The sequence below is a fragment of the Streptomyces griseoflavus genome, from assembly GCF_014649995.1.
Lineage (GTDB): Bacteria > Actinomycetota > Actinomycetes > Streptomycetales > Streptomycetaceae > Streptomyces > Streptomyces griseoflavus.
In genome coordinates this window covers 106715-125752 of sequence record NZ_BMUC01000015.1, presented here as the reverse complement: position 1 = coordinate 125752, position 19038 = coordinate 106715, and the positions used below count along the sequence as shown (strand labels likewise).

Genomic DNA, 19038 nt, shown 5'->3' with positions numbered 1-19038 from the left:
GGGCTGCGGGACGAACGTCCACGTCTGGAGGGCGGTCGACATACAGGAGACGTCTGATGTCTAGGTCGCCAGGACGGTAGGAGACGTGTAAGGACACCGTCAAGGTGTGCGCCACCTCTCCGGGCCGCACACCCCGGCTTCCGCTTCCCCGAGTGCGGCCGCCGACCACCTCGAGTTCGACGGGCCCGTCACCCTGCCGGGTCCGTGATCTGGTGCGGAACCCCGCCCCGGCGGATCCTGGACGATCACCGCCGCTCTCCGCGGACGCGACCGGGAAAGGACCAGCAGTGCACTGGCTCTTCGGCGATCAGCTCGGTCCCCACTTCCTCCGCCCCGGTGAGGCCGGTCCGGGCCGTGACACCCCGCTGCTGATGATCGAGGCACGGTCGGTGTTCCGGCGCCGCCGGTTCCACCGGGCCAAGGCCCACCTCGTGCTGTCCGCGATGCGTCACCGCGCGGCGGAACTGGGGGACCGGGTGACCTACGTACGGGCCGACACCTACCGCCAGGGGATCGCGCGGAGCGTGGGTGACCGCCCCCTCACGGTCCACCACCCGACCTCGTACGCGGCGGCGCGACTGGTGCGATCCCTGGGCCAGGTGTCCGTGGGTCCCGCCCGGGGCTTCCTCGTGCCCAGGCCCGACTTCGAGGCGTGGGCGGCGGGACAGGGCGGCCGCAGGCTGCGGCAGGAGGACTTCTACCGGTGGGTGCGCCGCGAGCAGGGCCTGCTGCTGGACGGCGACACCCCGGCCGGCGGCCGGTGGAACCTCGACCACGACAACCGGCAACCCCCGCCGCGGGAGCACAGCACCCTGCCGGTACCACCGCCGTACCGGCCCCGGGAGGACGAGATCGACGACGAGGTCCGTCACGACCTGGACCGCTGGGAGCGTGACGGTGACGTGTCCTTCGTCGGGCGGGACGCCCCCCGCGTGTTCCCGGCGGACCGCGCCGAGGCGCGAGCGGCGCTCAAACGCTTCCTCACGCACCGTCTTCCCACGTTCGGCCCCTACGAGGACGCCGTACTGGCCGCCGACCCGGTGATGAGCCACAGCCTGCTGTCGTCCTCGCTCAACCTCGGCCTGCTGGACCCGGCCGAGTGCGTCGAGGGCGCGGAGGCGCAGTGGCGTGCCGGCCGCGCACCGCTGAACAGCGTGGAGGGGTTCGTCCGGCAGATCGCCGGCTGGCGCGAGTACGTGTGGCAGCTGTACTGGCACTTCGGTGAGGAGTACCGGCGCTCCAACGTCCTGGACCACACCGCCCCGCTGCCCGGCTGGTGGAACGAGCTCGACGCCGACGCCGACGCCGTGCAGGCGCGGTGCCTGCGCACGGTGCTGGCCCAGGTGAGGGACACGGGATGGACGCACCACATCCCCCGGCTGATGATCCTCGGGAGTTATGCCCTGCAACGCGGCTGGGATCCCGCTGCCATGACCGACTGGTTCCACCGCTGCTTCGTGGACGGGTACGACTGGGTCATGATCCCCAACGTCATCGGCATGTCGCAGTACGCCGACGCCGGCCGGATGACGACCAAGCCCTACACGTCGGGCGGCGCCTACGTGCACCGCATGAGCGATCTGTGCGGACCGTGCCGCTACCGGCCGGGCGACCGGACCGGCGAGCAGGCCTGCCCCTACACCGCCGGCTACTGGACCTTCCTCGACCGGCACCGGGAACGGCTCGGCCACAACCACCGCACGGCCCAACCGGTACGACAGCTGCAACGGCTCCACGACCTCGACGAGGTGCGCGGGCAGGAACAGGCCCGCGGTGACGCACCGCCCTGACCCCGGCCACTGCCTGGACGGGCACCGAGCGGGACCGGGTGGGGGACTGAACGACCTCCGCACCGCCCTGGGGAACGCCTGTGGCCGCCGTCGTCGCCGGCGCCTCGGCCGCGCCGCCCGGTTACGCGCTGTCGGTGAGGGTCTCGTAACCGCGTGCCCGGGCACAGTGGGCGCAGCAGAAGAACCGCCCGTCGGCCTGGTGCCCGTGTCCGAGGACCTTGCACTGGCAGTTGTCGCAGATCGGCGCCAGCCGGTGGGCGGCACATTCGATGCTGTCGAAGGTGTGCACGCCGTCACCGGCCGTGTGCACCTCGAAGGACAGTGCGTAGTCGTTTCCGCATACTTCGCAGACCGCCATGTCGTGCTCCTTTCCTAGTGGCAGCCGGCCTGACCGGCTGTGCTGGTCGTCTATGGGCCGCTCGCCGCGCGGGGGCCGTGTCCCGCCACCGGTTCGGCCGTGCCCCCGGGCAGCAGGCTCGTACCGGAGCCTGGACGGGGCTTGAGGGAGGCGCTGCCCGGGCGGACCGACGCCTGTGGGTCGACGGTGATCGTGGTGCACCCGAGGGGCGCGGTGAGGGCGCGCAGCGCGGTGACGGAGAGCCTGATCCACGGGTGGTCCTGGCCGAGGGTCGCCAGCAACCGTGCGCAGGAGGTGAACGCGACGGCGGTGCGTCGACCGCTGGGGGTGCGGAAGAAGCACGTCACGTAGCAGCGGTGTTCCGGCCGGACGGGTACGTACAGCAGATCGGTCGGCGCATGTCCACCGGGCGTGGGTTCCCCGCTCCGTCGAACATCAGCCATGGTGGTCTCCGGTCACCCCTACGGCCTTCACCTCACCGGGGTGAAATCGCGCGCTCCGACGAACGCGGGTCGCCGTGCCGGTGCCGCGAAGGGTTCCTCCGCCCTGTTCTCGACGCTGTTGAACACGAGGAACACGTTGCTGCGCGGGTACGGTGTGATGTTGTCGCCCGAGCCGTGCATGCAGTTGCAGTCGAACCAGGTCGCGGAGCCGGAACGGCCGGTGATCAGCCGGATGCCGTTCGGTTCGGCCAGCGCGGTGATGGCCTCGTTCGACGGTGTGCCCGCTTCCTGCATCCTCAGCGACGTCTTGTAGTTGTCCTGGGGCGTCGCGCCCGCGCAGCTCAGGAAGGTCTGGTGCGAGCCGGGGATGATCATCAGGCTTCCGTTGGTGGCGTGGTTGTCGGTGAGCGCGATCGACACCGACGCGGCCCGCATGCGGGGCAGGCCGTCCTCGGCGTGCCAGGTCTCGAAGTCCGAGTGCCAGTAGAAGCCGCTCGCCCCGAAGCCGGGTTTCACGTTGATGCGGGACTGGTGGACGTACACGTCCGAGCCGAGGAGCTGGCGTGCCGCTCCCACTACGCGCTCGTCACGGACGAGGGAGGCGAACACGTCGCTGATCCGGTGCACTTCGAACACCGACCGGATGTCGCGGGAGGTGGGCTCGACGACGGCGCGTTCGTCGGCGCGGATGGCCGGGTCCCGGACCAGCCTGTCCAGCTCGGCGCGGTACAGGGCCACCTCGTCCGAGCTCAGCAGTGCGTCGACGGTCGTGAAGCCGGCGCGTTCAAAGTCCAGCAGCCCGGCCCGCCCCAGAGGGCCGGGCGTGCCGGGCGGCGACCAGACCACGGGGTCGTGACGCGGCATCATCGCCTCGCTCGTGCCGCGGGTGGGGTACAGGTCGGTGGTTCGGCGGTGGTTGTACAGCGTCGTCATGGTCGTCCTCACGCTTCGTCGGTCGCGGATTCACCCGGCTCGGCTCGGGATGTCCTCAGGCACTGGGCTCCGGGGGAGGGTAGGCACCGTTGTCGTCGTGGTCCTCCCGGCCGGTCAGGGGCGGGTTGAACACGCATACGCAGCGGAAGTCGGTCTTCGGCCGCATGGTGTGCCGCTCATGGCCGTCCAGGAGGTACATCGTTCCCGGCGTGATCCAGTGCTTCTCGCCGGTGTCCTCGTCGGTCAGTTCGGCCTCGCCCTCGACGCAGAGCACGGCCTCGACGTGGTGGGCGTACCACATCGTCGTCTGCGTACCGGCGTAGAGCGTCGTCTCGTGCAGGGAGAAGCCGACCTGTTCTCGCGCCAGGACGAGCCGTTTGCTCTCCCAGGTGCCGGACGCGGCCCTGACGTGCCGGCCGGTGTTCTCGATCTCGTTCAGGGAACGGACGATCACGATGGATGCCACCTCTCTGCCCGGCGTGGGCATGTGCGCCCACGGTCGCCGGTGTGCTCGTGTCGTCAGCGCGGCCCGGCGGACCGCGGCGGCCGCCCGGTCTCCCGCACCGCACGACCGAACAGGGCGAGCCCTTCCTCCAGTTCCTCGTCGTCGATGGTCAACGGCGGGAACAGCTTGACGACTTCGTCCTCGGGGCCGGACGTCTCCAGCAGCAGGCCCAGTTCGAAGGCACGGGCGCACACGGCGGTGGCACGCGACGGGTCGGCGAACTCCACACCCCACGCGAGCCCGCGGCCACGCACGGCCGGTACGGGACCCGGCAGGCCGTCGGCGAGCGCCTGCAACGCCTGCTCGAGCTGCTCCCCGCGGGCCAGGGTCTGCTTCTCCAGCCGGCCGTCGCGCCAGTACTCGTCCAGCGCGGCGGTGGCGGTGACGAAGGCCGGGTTGAAGCCGCGGAACGTGCCGTTGTGTTCGCCGGGCTGCCAGATGTCCAGTTCGGGACGGAACAGGGTCAGCGCCATCGGCAGGCCGTATCCGCTGACGGACTTCGAGAGCGTCACGATGTCCGGGGTGATGCCGGCCTCCTCGAAGGAGAAGAACGCGCCGGTGCGGCCGCACCCCATCTGGATGTCGTCGACGATCAGCAGCATGTCCCGGCGCCGGCACAGTTCGGCGAGGTCACGCAGCCACTCGGCCCGGGCCACGTTGATCCCGCCCTCGCCCTGCACGGTTTCCACGATCACGGCCGCCGGGGCGTCCAGGCCGGAGCCCTCGCCGGCCAGCAACCGGTCGAACCAGCGGAGCGCGGGTTCCCCGTCGTCCGCCCGCTCGTCGTAGGGCATGGGGGTGGCATGCACCAGGGGGACTCCCGCGCCCGCACGCTTGAAGGCGTTGCCGGTGACGGCGAGGGAGCCCAGCGACATGCCGTGGAAGGCGTTGGTGAAGAAGACTACGGCTTCCCTGCCCTTCACCTTGCGGGCCAGTTTCAGGGCGGCCTCCACGGCGTTGGTGCCGGCGGGCCCCGGGAACATCACCTTGTACGGCAGGTCACGCGGTTCCAGCACGGTCTCCTGGAAGGTCTCCAGGAGAGTGCGCTTGGCGGCCGTCGACATGTCGAGGGCGTGGGTGACACCGTCGCGTTCGATGTAGTCGACAAGCGCGCGCTTGAGTACCGGGTTGTTGTGTCCGTAGTTCAGCGTCCCGGCACCGGAGAAGAAATCCAGATAGGGACGGCGGGTCTCGTCGTACAGCCGGCTGCCGACGGCCCGGTCGAAAAGGGCGGGCCAGCCCCGGCAGTAACTGCGGACCTCGGACTCGAGCCTCTCGAACACGTGAGAGGCAGAATGGGTAACCGTCATGATGCTCGATCCTTACGGGGGACGAACGGACTGTGTTCCCAGTTCCTTCGAGGGCGCCGGTCATCGGGGCAGCGGCCCGATGCGGTACAAGAACTCGGCTTCATGCGTGTCGGGGAAGAGTTCCGCCGAAAAGAGGAGGTCCCTTTCGAGCGGTGCCGCGTGCCGTTGGGCGAAGGACCGGAACAGTCGGTGGGACGCGGCGTTGTCCGGACTGATGGTCGTCTCCAGGTGCCGCAGGCCGCCGTCCGCCGCCAGTCGGGCGGTGAGATGGTCCAGCATGGCACTGGCCGTGCCGCGTCCGCGCTGCCCGCGGTCCACGGCGATCTGCCAGACGACGAGGGTGTCGGGCTGCTCGGGACGGCAGAATCCGGTGACGAATCCGACCGGCACGTCGCCGGATTCCGATGCCACCACGGAAGTACGGGCGAAATCCCTGAACCACAACAGATAACTGTAGGAGGAATTCGCGTCGAGTACCCGGGATTCGCGGGCGATGTGCCACGCTGCGGCCCCGTCCTCGACCGTGGGAATCGCCATGACCAGTGTGCCCATCGAACACACCTCGCTCTCGCTGCGCGAACCACCGTGCGCATGTAATCAAACGGACCTCGTGCAATCCGTGTTCTGCGCGCCCGACAGACGACCGCTCGACCCGCTGGGTCACTGACTTCGGTGCCCATCTCTCAGGATTCAGTTGTCCGCGCGGAAATACCGCTGTAACCACTCGGTTCGATGCTACGTCCGCCGGGCCGCGCATGCCTAGGTGAACCCGCCTGTTTAGGAGCGGAGAAAGGTGGAAAGTCCCCCGATCCGGCAAGAGAATCCGACACGTTGATTCCGCCCTCTCAACCCCCGCGTCAGGGGCCGATACCGGCAGCTGACCGGCGCCCTCACCGGCGCTCGCGCCGCTCTCGGCGGGCGCGCTCGAACGCGGCGACGTCCGATATCCAGGGACCGTGCGGTTCAAGTGCGGCGCAGCCGCCGCCGACGAAGGCGTTCACCAGGTTCCGGTACGCGCCGAGTCCCTCGACCAGGCTGTATTCGACCCGGTACTCCGGATCCGACCCGTCCTTCCCCGCTCGCAGCGTCGTGATCCGGGCGATGGAGTCCGCGTAGAAGTGGAGTTGGATTCCCTCGCCCATCTCCTCGTCCTCGATCGTGAACACTTCGTTGTCCGCGGCGGAACGATCGCCGACGAATTGCCAGAACTCCGCGGAGGCGCTGCGAGGGCCGCCCTCCAGCCACTTCTTCTCGGCGCCTTTGTCATCGGTGAACGACAGGGCCGTCTTTCTCGCACTCCCACCGAGGCCGGCGCGGTCGTCAGCAGCCTCCGTGTCATCTTCCTCTGCTGTGTTCCTTGAGCGGTCCGCGGTCTCCGAGCACATCAGGAAGCTCACCGTACGCACCGCGTCGTCGCCGAGTCCGGGGTACGCACGGCGGACAGCCGAACCGACCGTCGTCGCCACCCGATCCCAGTCGCGCTTGTCCGTGGCGCGTTGTCCCCGTCGTGGATCCATGCCGATCCGCATCCCGGCACACGCCCGCTCCGCGGTGGCGATCACACGCATCACTTCCTGCAACAGCGCGGTGTCGACGGCACCGGGCATCCGTCTGGGAACCGTCGCACCGTGCGCGTACTGGCCCGTGTACCGCAGAATCGCGGCGTCGAGAGGGCCGTGGACTGCTCCGCGCTCGGCGCGACGGCGGTCCGCGAGATGCTCTTGGGCACGTTCCTCGTTCGATGTCACGGTCGCCGATCGCATTGCCGCGCAGACCTGTCCGCGCTCGAGCGCATCGATGTCGGCCCCATGGGCAACGAGCCGGCTCCTGTCCCACCGGATACGTCGGAAGAGCGCATCGACGTCCGCGGGCGACGAGAGGAGGACCGGGTCCAGGAGCGCGACGGCGGCGCTCTCGTCGAGCCGGCCCGCAGTTCCGGCGGCGTCGCACAGGGGAAGGACCGCACTCCACAGCAGCAGGTGCCTGGACAGGTCCTCCCGGATCACTGCCAGATGGGCTTCCTCGATGGGGAACGTGAACGTGCGAGGCTCGTGGTTGGCGTCGGCCCCGGCGCCGAGCATCAGCTTCAGCCCGCCGTCCTCGCTGATCACGTCCGGGAGCCATCCGCTGCTGCGGGTGAACACGATGTCTTTCATGGGCTCGATGTCTCTCCGGAGCGGCACCGGCTGGGCGTGGTCGCCTCGGGTGCGGGGCGAGCACCACGGGGGTGTTGCGACCCTGCCCCGCGCCGCCTGTTCACGACCACCGTGCGCATTCCGCGTCGAGGCGTGCGTCGGTGCGTACCCAGACTTCGCCGCCGGCGGCCTCGGTCGGGGGGTCGACTCTTTCCATACCGAGGAACTCGATCAGCTTGAGCAGTTCGGCTCGTTCGGCCTGGTCGTCGTCGACATCGTGGGAGTCGAAGAAAACGTGGTAACGGCCGCTCGGGTCCACGATGCCCGAAGCCGCCCAGATCCGAGCGACCTCTTCGATCGCCGCTCGTTCCGTCGTGAACGTGGCGGCGCGGGCGGCGCCGCGAGTCTCCGGTGATGCGGCGAGGTCAGCGAGGTCGGAGAACCACTGGCCGAAGCGGTCGAGGCCGGCGTATCCGTTCTCGAAGAACAGCATGGCGCTGGGAAGGTAGCGATTGGCCCGGTCGACCAGGAGGTATTCCGATCGAGGCCGGGGCGCGCCCTTGACCCGCGCGATCACACCCTGGCCGGGCATGAGTACCAGACTCTGCCCCGCCGACTCGTCACCGACGGTGTAGGTACCGGAGTTCCGCCCCCGGAAGAACGCAGAGAACGCCACGTAAGCTTCCTGAGGGTCGGCCACGGAGACCTCATGGTCGCTGCCGTCATCGGCGGCGAAGACGAACTGCTTCGGTCCGGGGTCGTACGGGCGGGCCATGATCGTCCTTCGTTCACGTGGTGACTCCGACAGCTTGAGGTCCTGTCCGGGGGATCATATGACTGCTCGTGCGACGGTCGGCCTTGGTGATCCGACTCAGATACCGTCGATCAGCTGCCGCCGTGGCTTCAGCCTGCTGTCGGGCTCTCCCTTCGCGTGAACTCGTGGCTTCGCTCCACTGTCGCCACATGCAGCGTGTAGCTCTCGCACCACTCCGCTCGCCCACGCTGTCGTGCCACCCGGACTCGACGTCTCACCTCGTACCGCGCACGAGCCCGTGGCCCGTCATGCCCGGGGGAGTGGAGCGAGGGCATCAGGACAGCAGCATGCGGGTCCACGCCACGGCCAGGAAGGTGCAAGCGAGCGTGAACAGGCCCTGGACGACCGCGGTCACCGGCATCCTGAGCCGGGCGTGCATGACGGACTCGACCGCCGCCACGACCGGAACGCCCCAGACGGCGAGCCACATCAGGAACGGGACGTCGCGGGAGCGTGCGGTCGCGGAGGAGTGCGGATCCTGCGCGGTTCCCATGCCCACCGCCACCAACAGGACCGCGCCGGTGACGATGATGACCGCATCCGCAGCCACGAGCAGCAGGGCGAGCGCGATGTCGGTCAGGCGGGAGGGTCGATCGCGGGTCCGGGCAGACGCCGGAAACACTTGATCGTGCGCGGGCGGCGGAACCATGACTCGACTGCACCACGAAACCGCGGCTTCGGCACCGCACGGGAACACAATGGAGCCCGACCGTGACCGAAGAGGAAGACGAGGGCGATGTCGATGGAAGCGGCCAAGTGGCCAGTGGACCGTGAATGCTTGACCCAGTGGGTTCCCGAGGGTGAGCGTGGGACGCGGTACATGCCGAGGCTCTGTATGCGGCGTTCCCTCCTGGGAGCAGCGCCCCGCGGTGACGTGACAGCGCCCCGGCGTCCTCATGCAGCCGCCTCTCGTCCTGGCGCTCTCCGTCAAGTGTTCGCCAGGTCAGCGGACCGCCGGGCGCGGGACCGGTGCACGCCCGCCGGCGCCGGCATGGCGGACGTCCGGACCGGCGGAAGGGGGCGACATCACGCAGGGACGCCGAGCGGTGGGTGCTCCAGCACACGCGGCTTGTACTCGACCAGCTGGATGCGACCGTCGAAGGTCCGGTGCTCAATCATGTCGAGGGCAACATCCGGATAACCGTCGTAGATGCGCTCTTCACCCGTGGCCCCGGTGATCACCGGGAACATCACGACCCGGAAGCGGTCGACGAGTCCGGCTCGTAGCAGGGACCGGCACAGGCTGAGGCTGCCGATCGTACTGAGAAGCCCCGAGCCACTCGACTTCATCGCGCGGACCGCCTCGACGGCGTCGTCGCGGACCAGTGTGGAATTGGCCCACGTCAGTGGCTCTTCCAGCGAGGAGGAGAACACCACCTTGGACGCTTGGGTGAGCTCGTCGACGGACGCCTCTTCCTCGGGCCGGAACTCGTCCTGGCCTTTCGGAACCTCGCCCGATGCGAAGCCCGACATCAGGCGGTAGGTGTTCGCCCCCATCAGGTAGGTGGCCTCGGGCTGCTCCCCGAGCCAGGCGAGGTACTCCGGGCCCTCGAGCCCCCAGAACCCGGGCCAGCCCTCTCCCGATGCGTAGCCATCGAGGGAGGTGATGAAGTCGACGAGAAGCTCCGACATGGCAGTCTCCTTTCCTGAGATGTCACGAGCTTGGACCGGCCGGGAGCCGCAAAGTCATCGGTCGCGCCGTGAGATGAAGAGAAGGCCATGCCACCCGGCCGACCTGTCCCTCGCCCCGCCCTCTTCTGAAGGTCTTACGGTCAGTCGCGCATGGGTCTGTCGAGCCGGATCCAGTCCTCGGCTCCGACGATGTCCTGGCCGGCCGGCTTTTTGCCGCCTCACCACAGCTGCGTGCCCGGGGCGCCCTTGAACGGCCCATGGACCTCCGCGGTGATCCAGCCGCCGTAGAAGTCTCCCTCCTGCGCCGTGACCTCCTCCCCGTCGACCGAGCAGCGGTCCATGCGGCTCGGGTAGAAGGCGAAGAAGTCGGCGAGCGGTGCGTAGCCAGGCTCAGGACGGGGATAGCTCCAAGCGGCGCGAGCGCGCACGTCGTCTCCCACGATGACGTCCCAGTACCGGGCCGGCCCCTTCCATTCGCACCAGGTCCGGCTCGCGACCGCCGGGAACAGAAGCTCCGTACGGACGTCCTGCGGAGGGATGTAGAACACGGGGGGATGACTGGTCTCCAGTACCCTGACGGCCCTGCGGGTCTCGGCCACCACCTGTCCCGCGCACTCCACCCGCACGTGACGGTCGTCCTCCCGCATGGCGGGCGGCCGCGGGTAGTCCCAGACCGACTCGGCCGTCCGCGGGGTGAAACGCGGCACGGGCTCGTCCAGCGGGTCGAGATACACCTCGTCCTCGTAGCACCAGGCCCATTCCCGGTCGCTCGCGAGGGTGCGTGCCACCGGGTGCGCGCTGGAGTCGAAGTGGGCCGTGGCGTGAGCACCGCGAGAGCTGTCACTGCAGCCCACGTGGCCGCAGGTCAGGCACAGCAGCAGGTCGGCCGGTGCGCGTTCGTGCGCTGCGCAGGATGCGCACGTCTCAGTCAGTGGGGGTGGGTCCGCCGTGCAGGTGTGGGAGCAGTCTTTCCCCGCGGGCCGTCCGCCATCGGGCCGGGGTGTCCATCTCGTCATCGGTGATCACCGCCCTGTCCATCCGGCATCAAGGCTTTCGGCAGCAGTGCGCCCGGTCCCCCGCCCGTGTCGGTCACGTTCTCTCCTCCGTGGTCCTTGCTCTCCCCACTGTTTCGCCGCGGCTCCGCACAGGAGATGCAGCTGGTCGAACACTTCGTCGTCCAGTGGCAGGACCAGATGCCGGACCTTCCTCACCTGTCACCTGCCATGGAGTGCGCTCCAGGTCATGGCGTCGAGGACGCAACGGCGCACGAGGTCGTCGCAGGGCCCGCCCCTCCTGAGGATGCCGGCTGGTGGCATCTGTGCCTGGATGGACGGGAGGCTTCGTGCCGCCCGAAGGATGATCAAGCGTGCAGGGAAGGCTGGGACACGACATGCAGAAGCGTAGTCTGCGGGAACTGCAGGTATCGGCCATCGGCCTGGGGTGCATGGGCATGTCCGCCTTCTACGGAACCGCCGACGAGGAGGAGGGCGTCGCGACGATCCGGCACGCCCTCGACCTCGGGGTGAACTTCCTCGACACCGCGCAGATGTACGGCCCGCTCACCAACGAGTCCCTCGTCGGCAAGGCGATCCGGGGGCGCCGCGACGAGTATGTGATCGCCACGAAGTTCAACTATCGGATGGATGAGGCCGTACCGGGCGACATGAGCACGGTCGGCCCGCAGGACGGTTCGGCCGAACACGTCCGCAGTTCCGTGCACGGTTCCCTGGAGCGTCTGGGGACCGACCACATCGACCTGTACTACCAGCACCGGATCGACCCGAACGTGCCCATCGAGGAGACGGTGGGCGCGCTGGGCGAACTGGTCACCGAGGGCAAGGTGCGCTACATCGGTCTGAGCGAGGCGGGCGACCGGACCATCCGGCGTGCGCACGCCGTGCACCCGATCACGGCTGTGCAGAGCGAGTACTCGCTGTGGTCGCGGGACGTGGAGGCCGAGGTGTTGCCCGCCTGCCGGGAACTGGGCATCGGCTTCGTACCGTACTCACCTCTCGGCCGCGGCTTCCTCGCCGGGCGGTTCACCTCGCCGGACGACTTGGACGTCGACGACTGGCGCCGCCAGAACCCGCGCTTCCAGGACGCCAACCTGGAGGCGAACCTGCGGTTGGCGGCGAAGGTGAAGGAGATCGCCGCCGAGAAGGAGGTGACGCCGGCCCAGCTGGCCATCGCATGGGTGTTGGCCCAGGGTGACAGCCTGGTGCCGATCCCGGGCACCAAGCGCCGCACCTACCTGGAGCAGAACGCCGCCGCCGTCGACGTCGACCTGACGGAGGACGACTTGGCCCGCATCGACGCGGAGCTGCCCGAAGCGGCCGGTGAGCGGTATGACGAGGCAGGCATGCGGTCCGTCAACCGGTAGGCGGAGGAGTCGCACACACCAGCGTGCCGCAGCCGGCCGGCCGGCCCGGGCACCCTCGAAGAGGAGCACAACGTCTTTCTGAACGGGCGCCGACTACATCCAGCGCATGCCGATGGCGGACAACTGCTCGATCCGCTCTGGTGACAGCGTGGCGGCCCGGCTTCGCTGGTTCCCGATCCAGGACCCAAGGCGAAACTCCTGCACGTCCTGGGACCCCCCGTTCCCGTCCCCAGTGTCGCCGACGAGGCGTTCGATGTGTTTCCTGGGGACGCGCAGATGTCCTTCGCGCTCGTAGAACTGCTTGGCGGCGGTGTAGTTCATGGCCCATTTGTCAGCCTGGGTGCGGCGTGGGGGCGGTTTCTCGTCCTGGGGTGCGGGCTCGATCCCGAGGATGTGCTCGCACATCCACTGCTGCACGGTCGTCAGCCTGTCCCAGCCGAGCCGGACGGAGCGCACCCATCGGCCGAGGTCCTCGCCCTGGTGCGCGACCTCGCCCGGTGCCAGGGGAAGCGCGCCGCCGGCCTCCAGGTGCAGTCGGGTGAGGTGGAAGCTTCGCTGCCACTCCACCGGCCAGACCGGACACCAGGAAGGGTCGATGTCCTCGAGTTGCTCGCGCCGCTCCTGGGACATCGCCCCGGCCGCGGACGGAACGGGCAAACCCTGGGCACGCCGCTGTTCGATCTCGGCGGCCTTCCGGGCGGCGGCCCGCTGATTCTTGAGCCAGATCCCCACCCGGTAACCCTGGTAGGTGGCGTCCAGCGGTGCCAGGAGGTGGCCGTTCCCGGCTGCCCATCCGCGGGCAGCGGCCAGCCCTTCTTCCCACGCGAGGTCGAAGTGCGACCAGACCATGCCGAGTTCTTCCAGCTGCTCAACGCGGTCGCTGCCCAGGCGGCCGCGGGCGTAGGACCTGCGAGCCTCGGCAATCCACTGCCCCAGCGGGAAACCGGCGAGTGCCGCCGGCCACCCGTGATCATCGGCTTTCTGATCGTCGCGGCCGGGCACGCGGTAGGTGAACGGCACGCGCAGACCGCGGTGCTCACGGGCGTAGATGACGGCGGCCTCCACACCCCGCCGCCAGTGGGCGTGTTCGGGGTCGAGGACCCGCAACGTCATGAAGGCGGCCAATTGCGCGGGGTCGCGCGGGGTGGAGAACTTCAGCAGCGACCGGGCCGGCACCGACAGCCCACGGTCGCTTCGGTCGCCGTCGGCTCCCTCCTCCTCCTCCTCCTCCTCCGCGCCGCTCGAGCGGGACTGGACGCCCCTGACGCTGCTTCGGGACTGCTGCTCGGCGAGCTGCTCGACGACTCGCGCGTCGTGGGCCCGGAGCGCCTCGAGCAGCTTCGCGAGCCCTCCGTACGCGCGGGAGGTGAGCATGTTGTCGGCTGTCTCCCCGGGGCCGAGCAGGACCGGCACGACGAGTGAGGCGATCTTGCCCTCGCCGGGCTGCATGCGCAGCGCCCGCCCGACGGCCTGGACCAGGTCCGGCATCGAGCCGCGCACGTCCGCGAAGTACACGGAGTCACAATGCCGGGTGTCCACACCTTCGCCGAGGACTTTGACGGACCCCAGAAAGCTCTTCTCCATGACGGTACCGTCGGTCGCGATTCCGTCGGCGAATTCCTCGAGCACCCGTCGCCTGTGGTGGGGCTTGTGGTCGCCGCACAACCAGTCGGCCCAGACGGTGGCTGGATAAAGCTCCGGGGCGGTGTCGTACAGCCGCGCGGCGACTCCGGGGAGGCCGGCAGTGAAGGCCTCGGCTTCCTTGACGACGTGGTGAAAGGTGAGGGTTCGGCGGAAGCCCTCCTCCGAGGCCGCCTTGATCAGTGCCGTCTGGAGCGCGGCGAGCCGGGCCCCGCGCACCTGGTCCGACCGTCCCTCGGCACCCAGCAGCATGGCCGCCTGGAGCTGTGTGTCGGTGACGTCGACGCACACCACCTGGTACGGCGCGCAGATCCCTCGGTCGATCGCCTCGGACAAGGTGAGGGTGTAGCAGCGGGCCCCGAACGGCCCGTCGGGGTCGTCGTCCATGGAGGCCACGAGGTCACCCGGTGTGCCCTGGCCGTTGTCGTCGTCCAGCTGCCACAGTCTGGGCGTGGCCGTCATGTACAAGCGGCGCAGGGACGGGATCCGCTGGTTGTCGTGGACGACTGCCCACGGTTTCCCGATCCGGCCGGAACACCGGTGGGCTTCGTCCACGACGACGAGGTCCCAGCCCGGAAGGCCGGCGGCGTGGGCGCGCTCCAGTGTGCCCAGCCCGAGCGAGGCGTAGGTGGCGAACACGGTCACCTTGTCGAAGGGGCGTACCCAGGAGGCCAGCTCCTCCGCGTCCGTGGTGTTGGGGAAGGGCACCTGGTCTCCGTGCAGGGAGGAGACCCCGATCATCGGGCCCCTACGGCCTGCCGCGCGCCAGGCGGCCTCGGTCTGGGCGAGCAGGTCCAACGAGGGAACGAGGACGAGCACCCGGCCGGCCCGGAGTTCCTGTGCGCTGCGGGCGGCGACGAGCGTCTTCCCGGATCCGGTCGCCATGATCACCTGGGTGCGAAGCCCTTGCTCAGACACCAGCGACCGGGCGGGTAGGTCCAGGGCGCGGACTACCGCGTCGACTGCTTCGCGTTGGTGGGGTCGGAGCTCCACGCTGGTCCTTCCGTCCGTGCAGGGCTGGAGTGGCAGTGAGGCGACGTTCGCACTGCTCTGTCGTCATTCTCGATCACGCGCACAGGAGCGGGGCCGGTAGCCCTCCACGACAAGTAGGCGGAGTCCGCGATCCTCGGGCTGCCCTCGCGCGGACGCAAGCCTTCCAGCGGACCCGCACCATGCCATGGACGAGCGGGGCCCAGGGCTCGAGGTCAAGGGCGGGCGTTGTTCCAGCGCACGCCTGGGCCCCACTTGTCCCGTGCGGCGGTCACGCACCATCCGCACAGGGGGTTGCCTCCGAGGCCGTAGCGCTGGGTCTTGCGCCGGCAGACGGCGCAGGGGCCGATCTTGTCGCCGGGGCAGGTCAGGGCGGAAGGATCGGGCTCGGTGATCGGTGGGGGAGGGGTGGTCATGCACTCGGTCCTGTTCTCGGGCGATAGATGGCGTATCGCCGTCCATGCAGAATATCGACCGAATGCCAGGAGTGTTCGATCACTGTGCCGCGGCGGCGGTGAGGGCGGGGCGGCCGGATAACTCGGTGATGCCGAGCGCGCTGTCGGGCCGGCAGTGTCCGCACGCCTTGAGTCCTGCGGCGAGCAGGCGGCGGGCCTCGTTCCGGTCGACGGGGCGGCGTCGCTTGCCGGCGATGTAGCAGTCACCTGCGTGGACCTGCAGGGGCGGGCGCCGGTCCCCGATACCGAGTTCGACGACCCACTCCGGCGGCGCCGGCCGGCTGCGGCGTCCGTGACCCTCTTCCGCCTGCCGCCTGGTGAGGGCGGCGATCTTGGCGTCGATGCGCTGCAGCCACATGGCGTGCCAGACCCGCAGGGTGTGCAGGCGGTCGAGGTCAGGCGGCAAGTCATCGAACATATTTTTGATTCTATGCTCATGATCCACGGTCTGCGTACTCGCATGTTCGATTTTCCGTTCGATAATGTGGGTGAGGGGAGGTGGCCGTGATGACAGGAAGGGCCGCGTCAGCGGATGTGGTGCCGACGGTGATGCACGTGCGCTGCCCGGACCGGCTGCCCGTAGAGACCTACCGTCAGGTTCTCGAAGAGCTCACCGAGCTGTCACCGGTGGTGCAGGCCCTGCCGCCGTCGGCTGCTCTGGTGGAGCTGAAGGGCGCTCTGCGCTACCACGGCACGGACACCCGGCGGCTGGGGGAGATGCTGCGGGTCCGCATGATCTCCCGCCTCGGAGTCGACGTCCGTGTCGGGCTCGGCCCGTCGATCACCGTCGCGGCGACCGCTTCGGCCCAGGTCCCCGAGCCGGGCGGAGTCCTCGCCGTCGTGCCCGGCCAGGTGGCCGACTGGCTTGCCCCGCTGCCGGTGGAAGCTCTGCACGGCATCGGCCCGCGCCAGGCCGGAGCCCTGCACGAGTACGGCGTCCACACCGTCGGCCGGCTCGCCGCCGTCTCACCCTCCACCGTGCAGCGCCTGCTGGGAGGCAAAGCCGGCCGGACGGCATCCGACCGGGCCCGCGGCATCGATCCGCGCCCCGTCGTCCCTCGCGCCCTCCCTTCGTCCGCGACCGTCCGCCGCACTTTCGACCGCCACACCCTGGAGGGCGCCATCGTCCGCGCCACCCTCCTCGACCTCGTCGTGCAATTGGGGCGGCTGCTGCGCCGTCGCGGACAGGCCGCCCGCGCCCTGACTCTCACCCTGCGCTTCACAGGCGGCACCAACTGGGCCAAGACCCGCCGCCTCACCGAACCATCCGCCCACGACGACGACCTGCGCGCCCTCGCCTACCAGCTGATGGACGCCGCCGGCCTGCAACGCGGCCGCCTCACCGGCATCGCCCTGCAGGGCGAGGACCTCGTCGACGCAGAGCAGGTCGCTCAGCAGATCAGCCTTGACACGGCCCGCGAAGCCCGCCTGGTCGCCGAAGCCGCCATGGACCGCATCCGCGACAGGTTCGGACCCGATGTCATCGGCCCGGCGGCCACCCGCCGCGTGTCGTGAACCCTTCCCGTGACCGCTCGTGAGGAAGGTTCGTGCCCGCAGTACTCCAGCCGGTGCGCAGCACGTACAACCAGTGCTCACAACGCGCAACAGGGCTGGTCGATCCGCAGGGCCGTCACCACCGCCCCCACTGTCCGCTTGAAGGTCATAGCGGGCCCAATACCTCTCCGGGTGCGGCCGCCAGTTCAACGGTTTCGAGCACGGTGAGCAGTTGCCGCTCCTCGTAGCGAAAGTGGTTCTCCATGATCGCGGCAATGCCTTCGAGGTGGTGGTCGAGCTCCTCAGGCGGCGCGGCCCGCTCGACAGCGGCACGCAGGCTGCCCAGCAGGTGGGCGATCATCGAGTGATCCTGTTCCAGCGATCGCAGCACCGGGCGCAGCTCCGGGTGCGCGGCTGCGACGGCCGGGAACAGGGTGCGGTCTTCGCCTTGGTGGTGGCTGTCGAGAGCCGTGCAGAAGCCATGGCAGTACAGCAGCAGTTCACGGGTGGCTGATTCACCGGGGGTGCCATCGGCAAGGGACGCGCGGGTCATGGACAGCGCTTCTCGCAGTCGGCCGTGCACCCGGCGGAGTTCTTGGCTCCAGGCAACGAGCCTGGTCGTCTCGCGCTCAGTCACGCGAGAACGAAGGGTGCGACGAACGCATCGTCGGCCTCCTTCGATCCGGCGCCTCCATGCCTGACACAGTCTGCCACCGGCACGCGACGCTTCCCACACACTACCGTGCCCGCTGCCGGCCCACATCACTGTCGTCCCGCACCCCGAGTGCGTCACAAGACAGGGGCTTCAGCCCGACAGGTGTCTTGCTCCTCACAGCAACGAGCAGTTGCCGACCGTGCGAGCCCCACCGGCTCCTGCCGCACTTCCTCGTCGGACGCACCGTGCTCATCTTCGCGACCCCGGGGGCGGCTCGAAGGCGCTCCCACTGCCTTGGCAGCAGTGGCTGTGCGCCCTCCAGTTGTTCTTCGTCACGGATCCGTCGTTGTCGTAGCCGGCCTCGGACACGTGGGGCCGGTGGCCTCGGCTTGCGCGGCGGCTACCGCCTCCAGCAGGCGCCAGCCGTCGATCTCCACTACCCGTCGCCCCTCCGGCTGCCACCCTGAGGCCGACGCCGCGTCGAGGAGAGCTCGGACGGCGCCGGGTTCGTGCAGGTTCAGGGAGGCGCCACGGACGAAACCCACGTCTCCAGAGCCCAGGGGAGCTCCGCCCGGGACGTACCGGCCCGGGCCCCCGGCGAAGACGATGCGTAGGGGGCCGCAGACGCCGGCCGGCTGCGGGTACAGCGTGAGGGTCTCGCGGCATGACCTGCCGCTGTCCACCACGCTGTGGCGGTGACGCAGCGTCCACAGATACGCGCGCCCGTCTGCAATCAGCAGGCGAGGCTTCTTCGGATGGCGGGGCACGGGTCCGAGCGTACGTGGCCTTAACTCCGTTTGCTGTAAACAAAGTTCGGTTGGACGAGCAAGACGGCAGTCACACTCGGTGAGCTCGGCGCGACCGCGCTTCCACCGGCGTCCGACAGTTGACGAGTTCGTTCTGGCGGAACCTGGTGGAGCGGTGGCTCGCCGAGCTCACCGGAAGACGCTGAGGCGCGGTGTCCACCGCTCCGTCCAAACCCTCGAACGCCCTATCTGCGTTCGGCTCGCCCGGACCGCCGCCGAGGCCTCGACCCAGTCGCCGCCTCCTGCCGACGACTCTTCGCCTCAGGTCACTAGGAGGGCACGGGCCAGTAGTCGCACAGAGGACCGGTCACCTGGTCCTCGCAGAGTTCCACCCCGATGATGGTGCCGGCGAACCGCGCGTTTCCGCAGCCGCCTGACGATCCGTTGCCGTCACGCACCGTCCCCGCATAGCCCCCGTACTTGACGTAGAACGCGGCGTAGACACCGTTTCCGTCTCGTTCGATGTCGCAGACCTCGACCCACTCGCGGTCTGCGCCCACACCCGCGTAGTTGCTCCCAAGATACGCCCGGAAGTAGCTCGCCGACTGAGCCGGCAGGGTGGCGGCGAGAACGAGCATGAGAGAGCCTGTGAGCACCGAGGCCAACCTGACGAGGCTCGTTTTACCGATCTTCATCTCTCCTCTTTCGGTGTGCGGCTGTGGTGAGTCGGGCCTCATGCGGCCCTGGTGGTGTGCGG

Annotated in this window: 20 protein-coding genes; 3 read left to right on the top strand and 17 right to left on the bottom strand. The window is 69.2% G+C overall.

Features of this window, described 5'->3' with window-relative positions; genetic code table 11:
• The first annotated feature begins 287 nt into the window (after window positions 1-287).
• Window positions 288-1790 carry a cryptochrome/photolyase family protein gene (locus tag IE172_RS27135; RefSeq protein ID WP_190099942.1) on the top strand — a complete coding sequence of 501 codons (1503 nt, stop codon included), beginning with the start codon at window positions 288-290 and terminating at the stop codon, window positions 1788-1790.
• Between the two features lie 121 nt (window positions 1791-1911).
• On the opposite strand, the gene IE172_RS27130 is transcribed toward IE172_RS27135, so the two are convergent.
• The 11 genes from IE172_RS27130 to IE172_RS35520 form a co-directional block, all read right to left on the bottom strand.
• Complete coding sequence (locus IE172_RS27130; RefSeq protein WP_189556849.1) at window positions 1912-2148, bottom strand: metallothionein; 237 nt, start codon at window positions 2146-2148, stop codon at window positions 1912-1914.
• A gap of 50 nt (window positions 2149-2198) precedes the next feature.
• Window positions 2199-2591, bottom strand: coding sequence for an SAV_915 family protein (locus IE172_RS27125; RefSeq protein ID WP_229886459.1), 393 nt, complete (start codon window positions 2589-2591; stop codon window positions 2199-2201).
• 27 nt (window positions 2592-2618) lie between these two features.
• On the bottom strand, window positions 2619-3524 hold the full coding sequence (thpD, locus tag IE172_RS27120) for an ectoine hydroxylase (RefSeq protein WP_190099941.1): 906 nt from the start codon (window positions 3522-3524) through the stop codon (window positions 2619-2621).
• Window positions 3525-3579: 55 nt separating this feature from the next.
• Entirely contained in the window at window positions 3580-3978 is a 399-nt protein-coding gene (locus tag IE172_RS27115; RefSeq protein ID WP_190099940.1) for an ectoine synthase, read from the bottom strand.
• 65 nt (window positions 3979-4043) lie between these two features.
• On the bottom strand, window positions 4044-5339 hold the full coding sequence (ectB, locus tag IE172_RS27110) for a diaminobutyrate--2-oxoglutarate transaminase (RefSeq protein ID WP_190099939.1): 1296 nt from the start codon (window positions 5337-5339) through the stop codon (window positions 4044-4046).
• 60 nt (window positions 5340-5399) lie between these two features.
• On the bottom strand, window positions 5400-5891 hold the full coding sequence (gene ectA, locus IE172_RS27105) for a diaminobutyrate acetyltransferase (protein ID WP_190099938.1): 492 nt from the start codon (window positions 5889-5891) through the stop codon (window positions 5400-5402).
• A 338-nt stretch (window positions 5892-6229) separates the two neighbouring features.
• The gene (locus tag IE172_RS27100; RefSeq protein ID WP_190099937.1) at window positions 6230-7495 is read right to left on the bottom strand and encodes a DUF6357 family protein; all 1266 of its coding nucleotides are present in this window, start codon (window positions 7493-7495) and stop codon (window positions 6230-6232) included.
• Between the two features lie 100 nt (window positions 7496-7595).
• Window positions 7596-8249 (bottom strand): DUF6357 family protein, encoded by a 654-nt coding sequence (locus tag IE172_RS27095; RefSeq protein WP_190099936.1) that lies wholly within the window; start codon window positions 8247-8249, stop codon window positions 7596-7598.
• Window positions 8250-8562: 313 nt separating this feature from the next.
• A complete protein-coding gene (locus tag IE172_RS27090) occupies window positions 8563-8937 on the bottom strand; it encodes a hypothetical protein (RefSeq protein ID WP_190099935.1) in 375 nt (124 codons plus the stop codon).
• A 377-nt stretch (window positions 8938-9314) separates the two neighbouring features.
• Window positions 9315-9920: a dihydrofolate reductase family protein gene (locus IE172_RS27085; RefSeq protein WP_190099934.1), complete on the bottom strand. Its 606-nt coding sequence runs from the start codon at window positions 9918-9920 to the stop codon at window positions 9315-9317.
• Between the two features lie 218 nt (window positions 9921-10138).
• A complete protein-coding gene (locus IE172_RS35520) occupies window positions 10139-10936 on the bottom strand; it encodes a DUF427 domain-containing protein (RefSeq protein ID WP_190099933.1) in 798 nt (265 codons plus the stop codon).
• A gap of 374 nt (window positions 10937-11310) precedes the next feature.
• On the opposite strand from IE172_RS35520, the gene IE172_RS27075 reads away from it, so the two are divergent.
• The gene (locus IE172_RS27075; RefSeq protein WP_190099932.1) at window positions 11311-12300 is read left to right on the top strand and encodes an aldo/keto reductase; all 990 of its coding nucleotides are present in this window, start codon (window positions 11311-11313) and stop codon (window positions 12298-12300) included.
• 93 nt (window positions 12301-12393) lie between these two features.
• Here IE172_RS27075 and IE172_RS27070 read toward each other — a convergent pair whose 3' ends face one another.
• The 3 genes from IE172_RS27070 to IE172_RS27060 form a co-directional block, all read right to left on the bottom strand.
• Window positions 12394-14934 carry a DEAD/DEAH box helicase gene (locus IE172_RS27070; protein WP_190099931.1) on the bottom strand — a complete coding sequence of 847 codons (2541 nt, stop codon included), beginning with the start codon at window positions 14932-14934 and terminating at the stop codon, window positions 12394-12396.
• A gap of 212 nt (window positions 14935-15146) precedes the next feature.
• The gene (locus IE172_RS27065) at window positions 15147-15347 is read right to left on the bottom strand and encodes a hypothetical protein (RefSeq protein WP_190099930.1); all 201 of its coding nucleotides are present in this window, start codon (window positions 15345-15347) and stop codon (window positions 15147-15149) included.
• A gap of 79 nt (window positions 15348-15426) precedes the next feature.
• A complete protein-coding gene (locus IE172_RS27060; protein WP_190099929.1) occupies window positions 15427-15804 on the bottom strand; it encodes a DUF6233 domain-containing protein in 378 nt (125 codons plus the stop codon).
• 89 nt (window positions 15805-15893) lie between these two features.
• Here IE172_RS27060 and IE172_RS27055 point away from each other — a divergent pair, with 89 nt between their 5' ends.
• A complete protein-coding gene (locus tag IE172_RS27055; protein WP_190099928.1) occupies window positions 15894-16901 on the top strand; it encodes a DNA polymerase Y family protein in 1008 nt (335 codons plus the stop codon).
• Between the two features lie 145 nt (window positions 16902-17046).
• Here IE172_RS27055 and IE172_RS27050 read toward each other — a convergent pair whose 3' ends face one another.
• From IE172_RS27050 to IE172_RS27045, 3 genes are all read right to left on the bottom strand, one after another.
• On the bottom strand, window positions 17047-17517 hold the full coding sequence (locus IE172_RS27050) for a hemerythrin domain-containing protein (RefSeq protein ID WP_190099927.1): 471 nt from the start codon (window positions 17515-17517) through the stop codon (window positions 17047-17049).
• Window positions 17518-17867: 350 nt separating this feature from the next.
• Entirely contained in the window at window positions 17868-18302 is a 435-nt protein-coding gene (locus IE172_RS34855) for a hypothetical protein (protein ID WP_229886457.1), read from the bottom strand.
• Between the two features lie 308 nt (window positions 18303-18610).
• Window positions 18611-18976: a hypothetical protein gene (locus IE172_RS27045; RefSeq protein ID WP_190099926.1), complete on the bottom strand. Its 366-nt coding sequence runs from the start codon at window positions 18974-18976 to the stop codon at window positions 18611-18613.
• Window positions 18977-19038 lie beyond the last annotated feature (62 nt).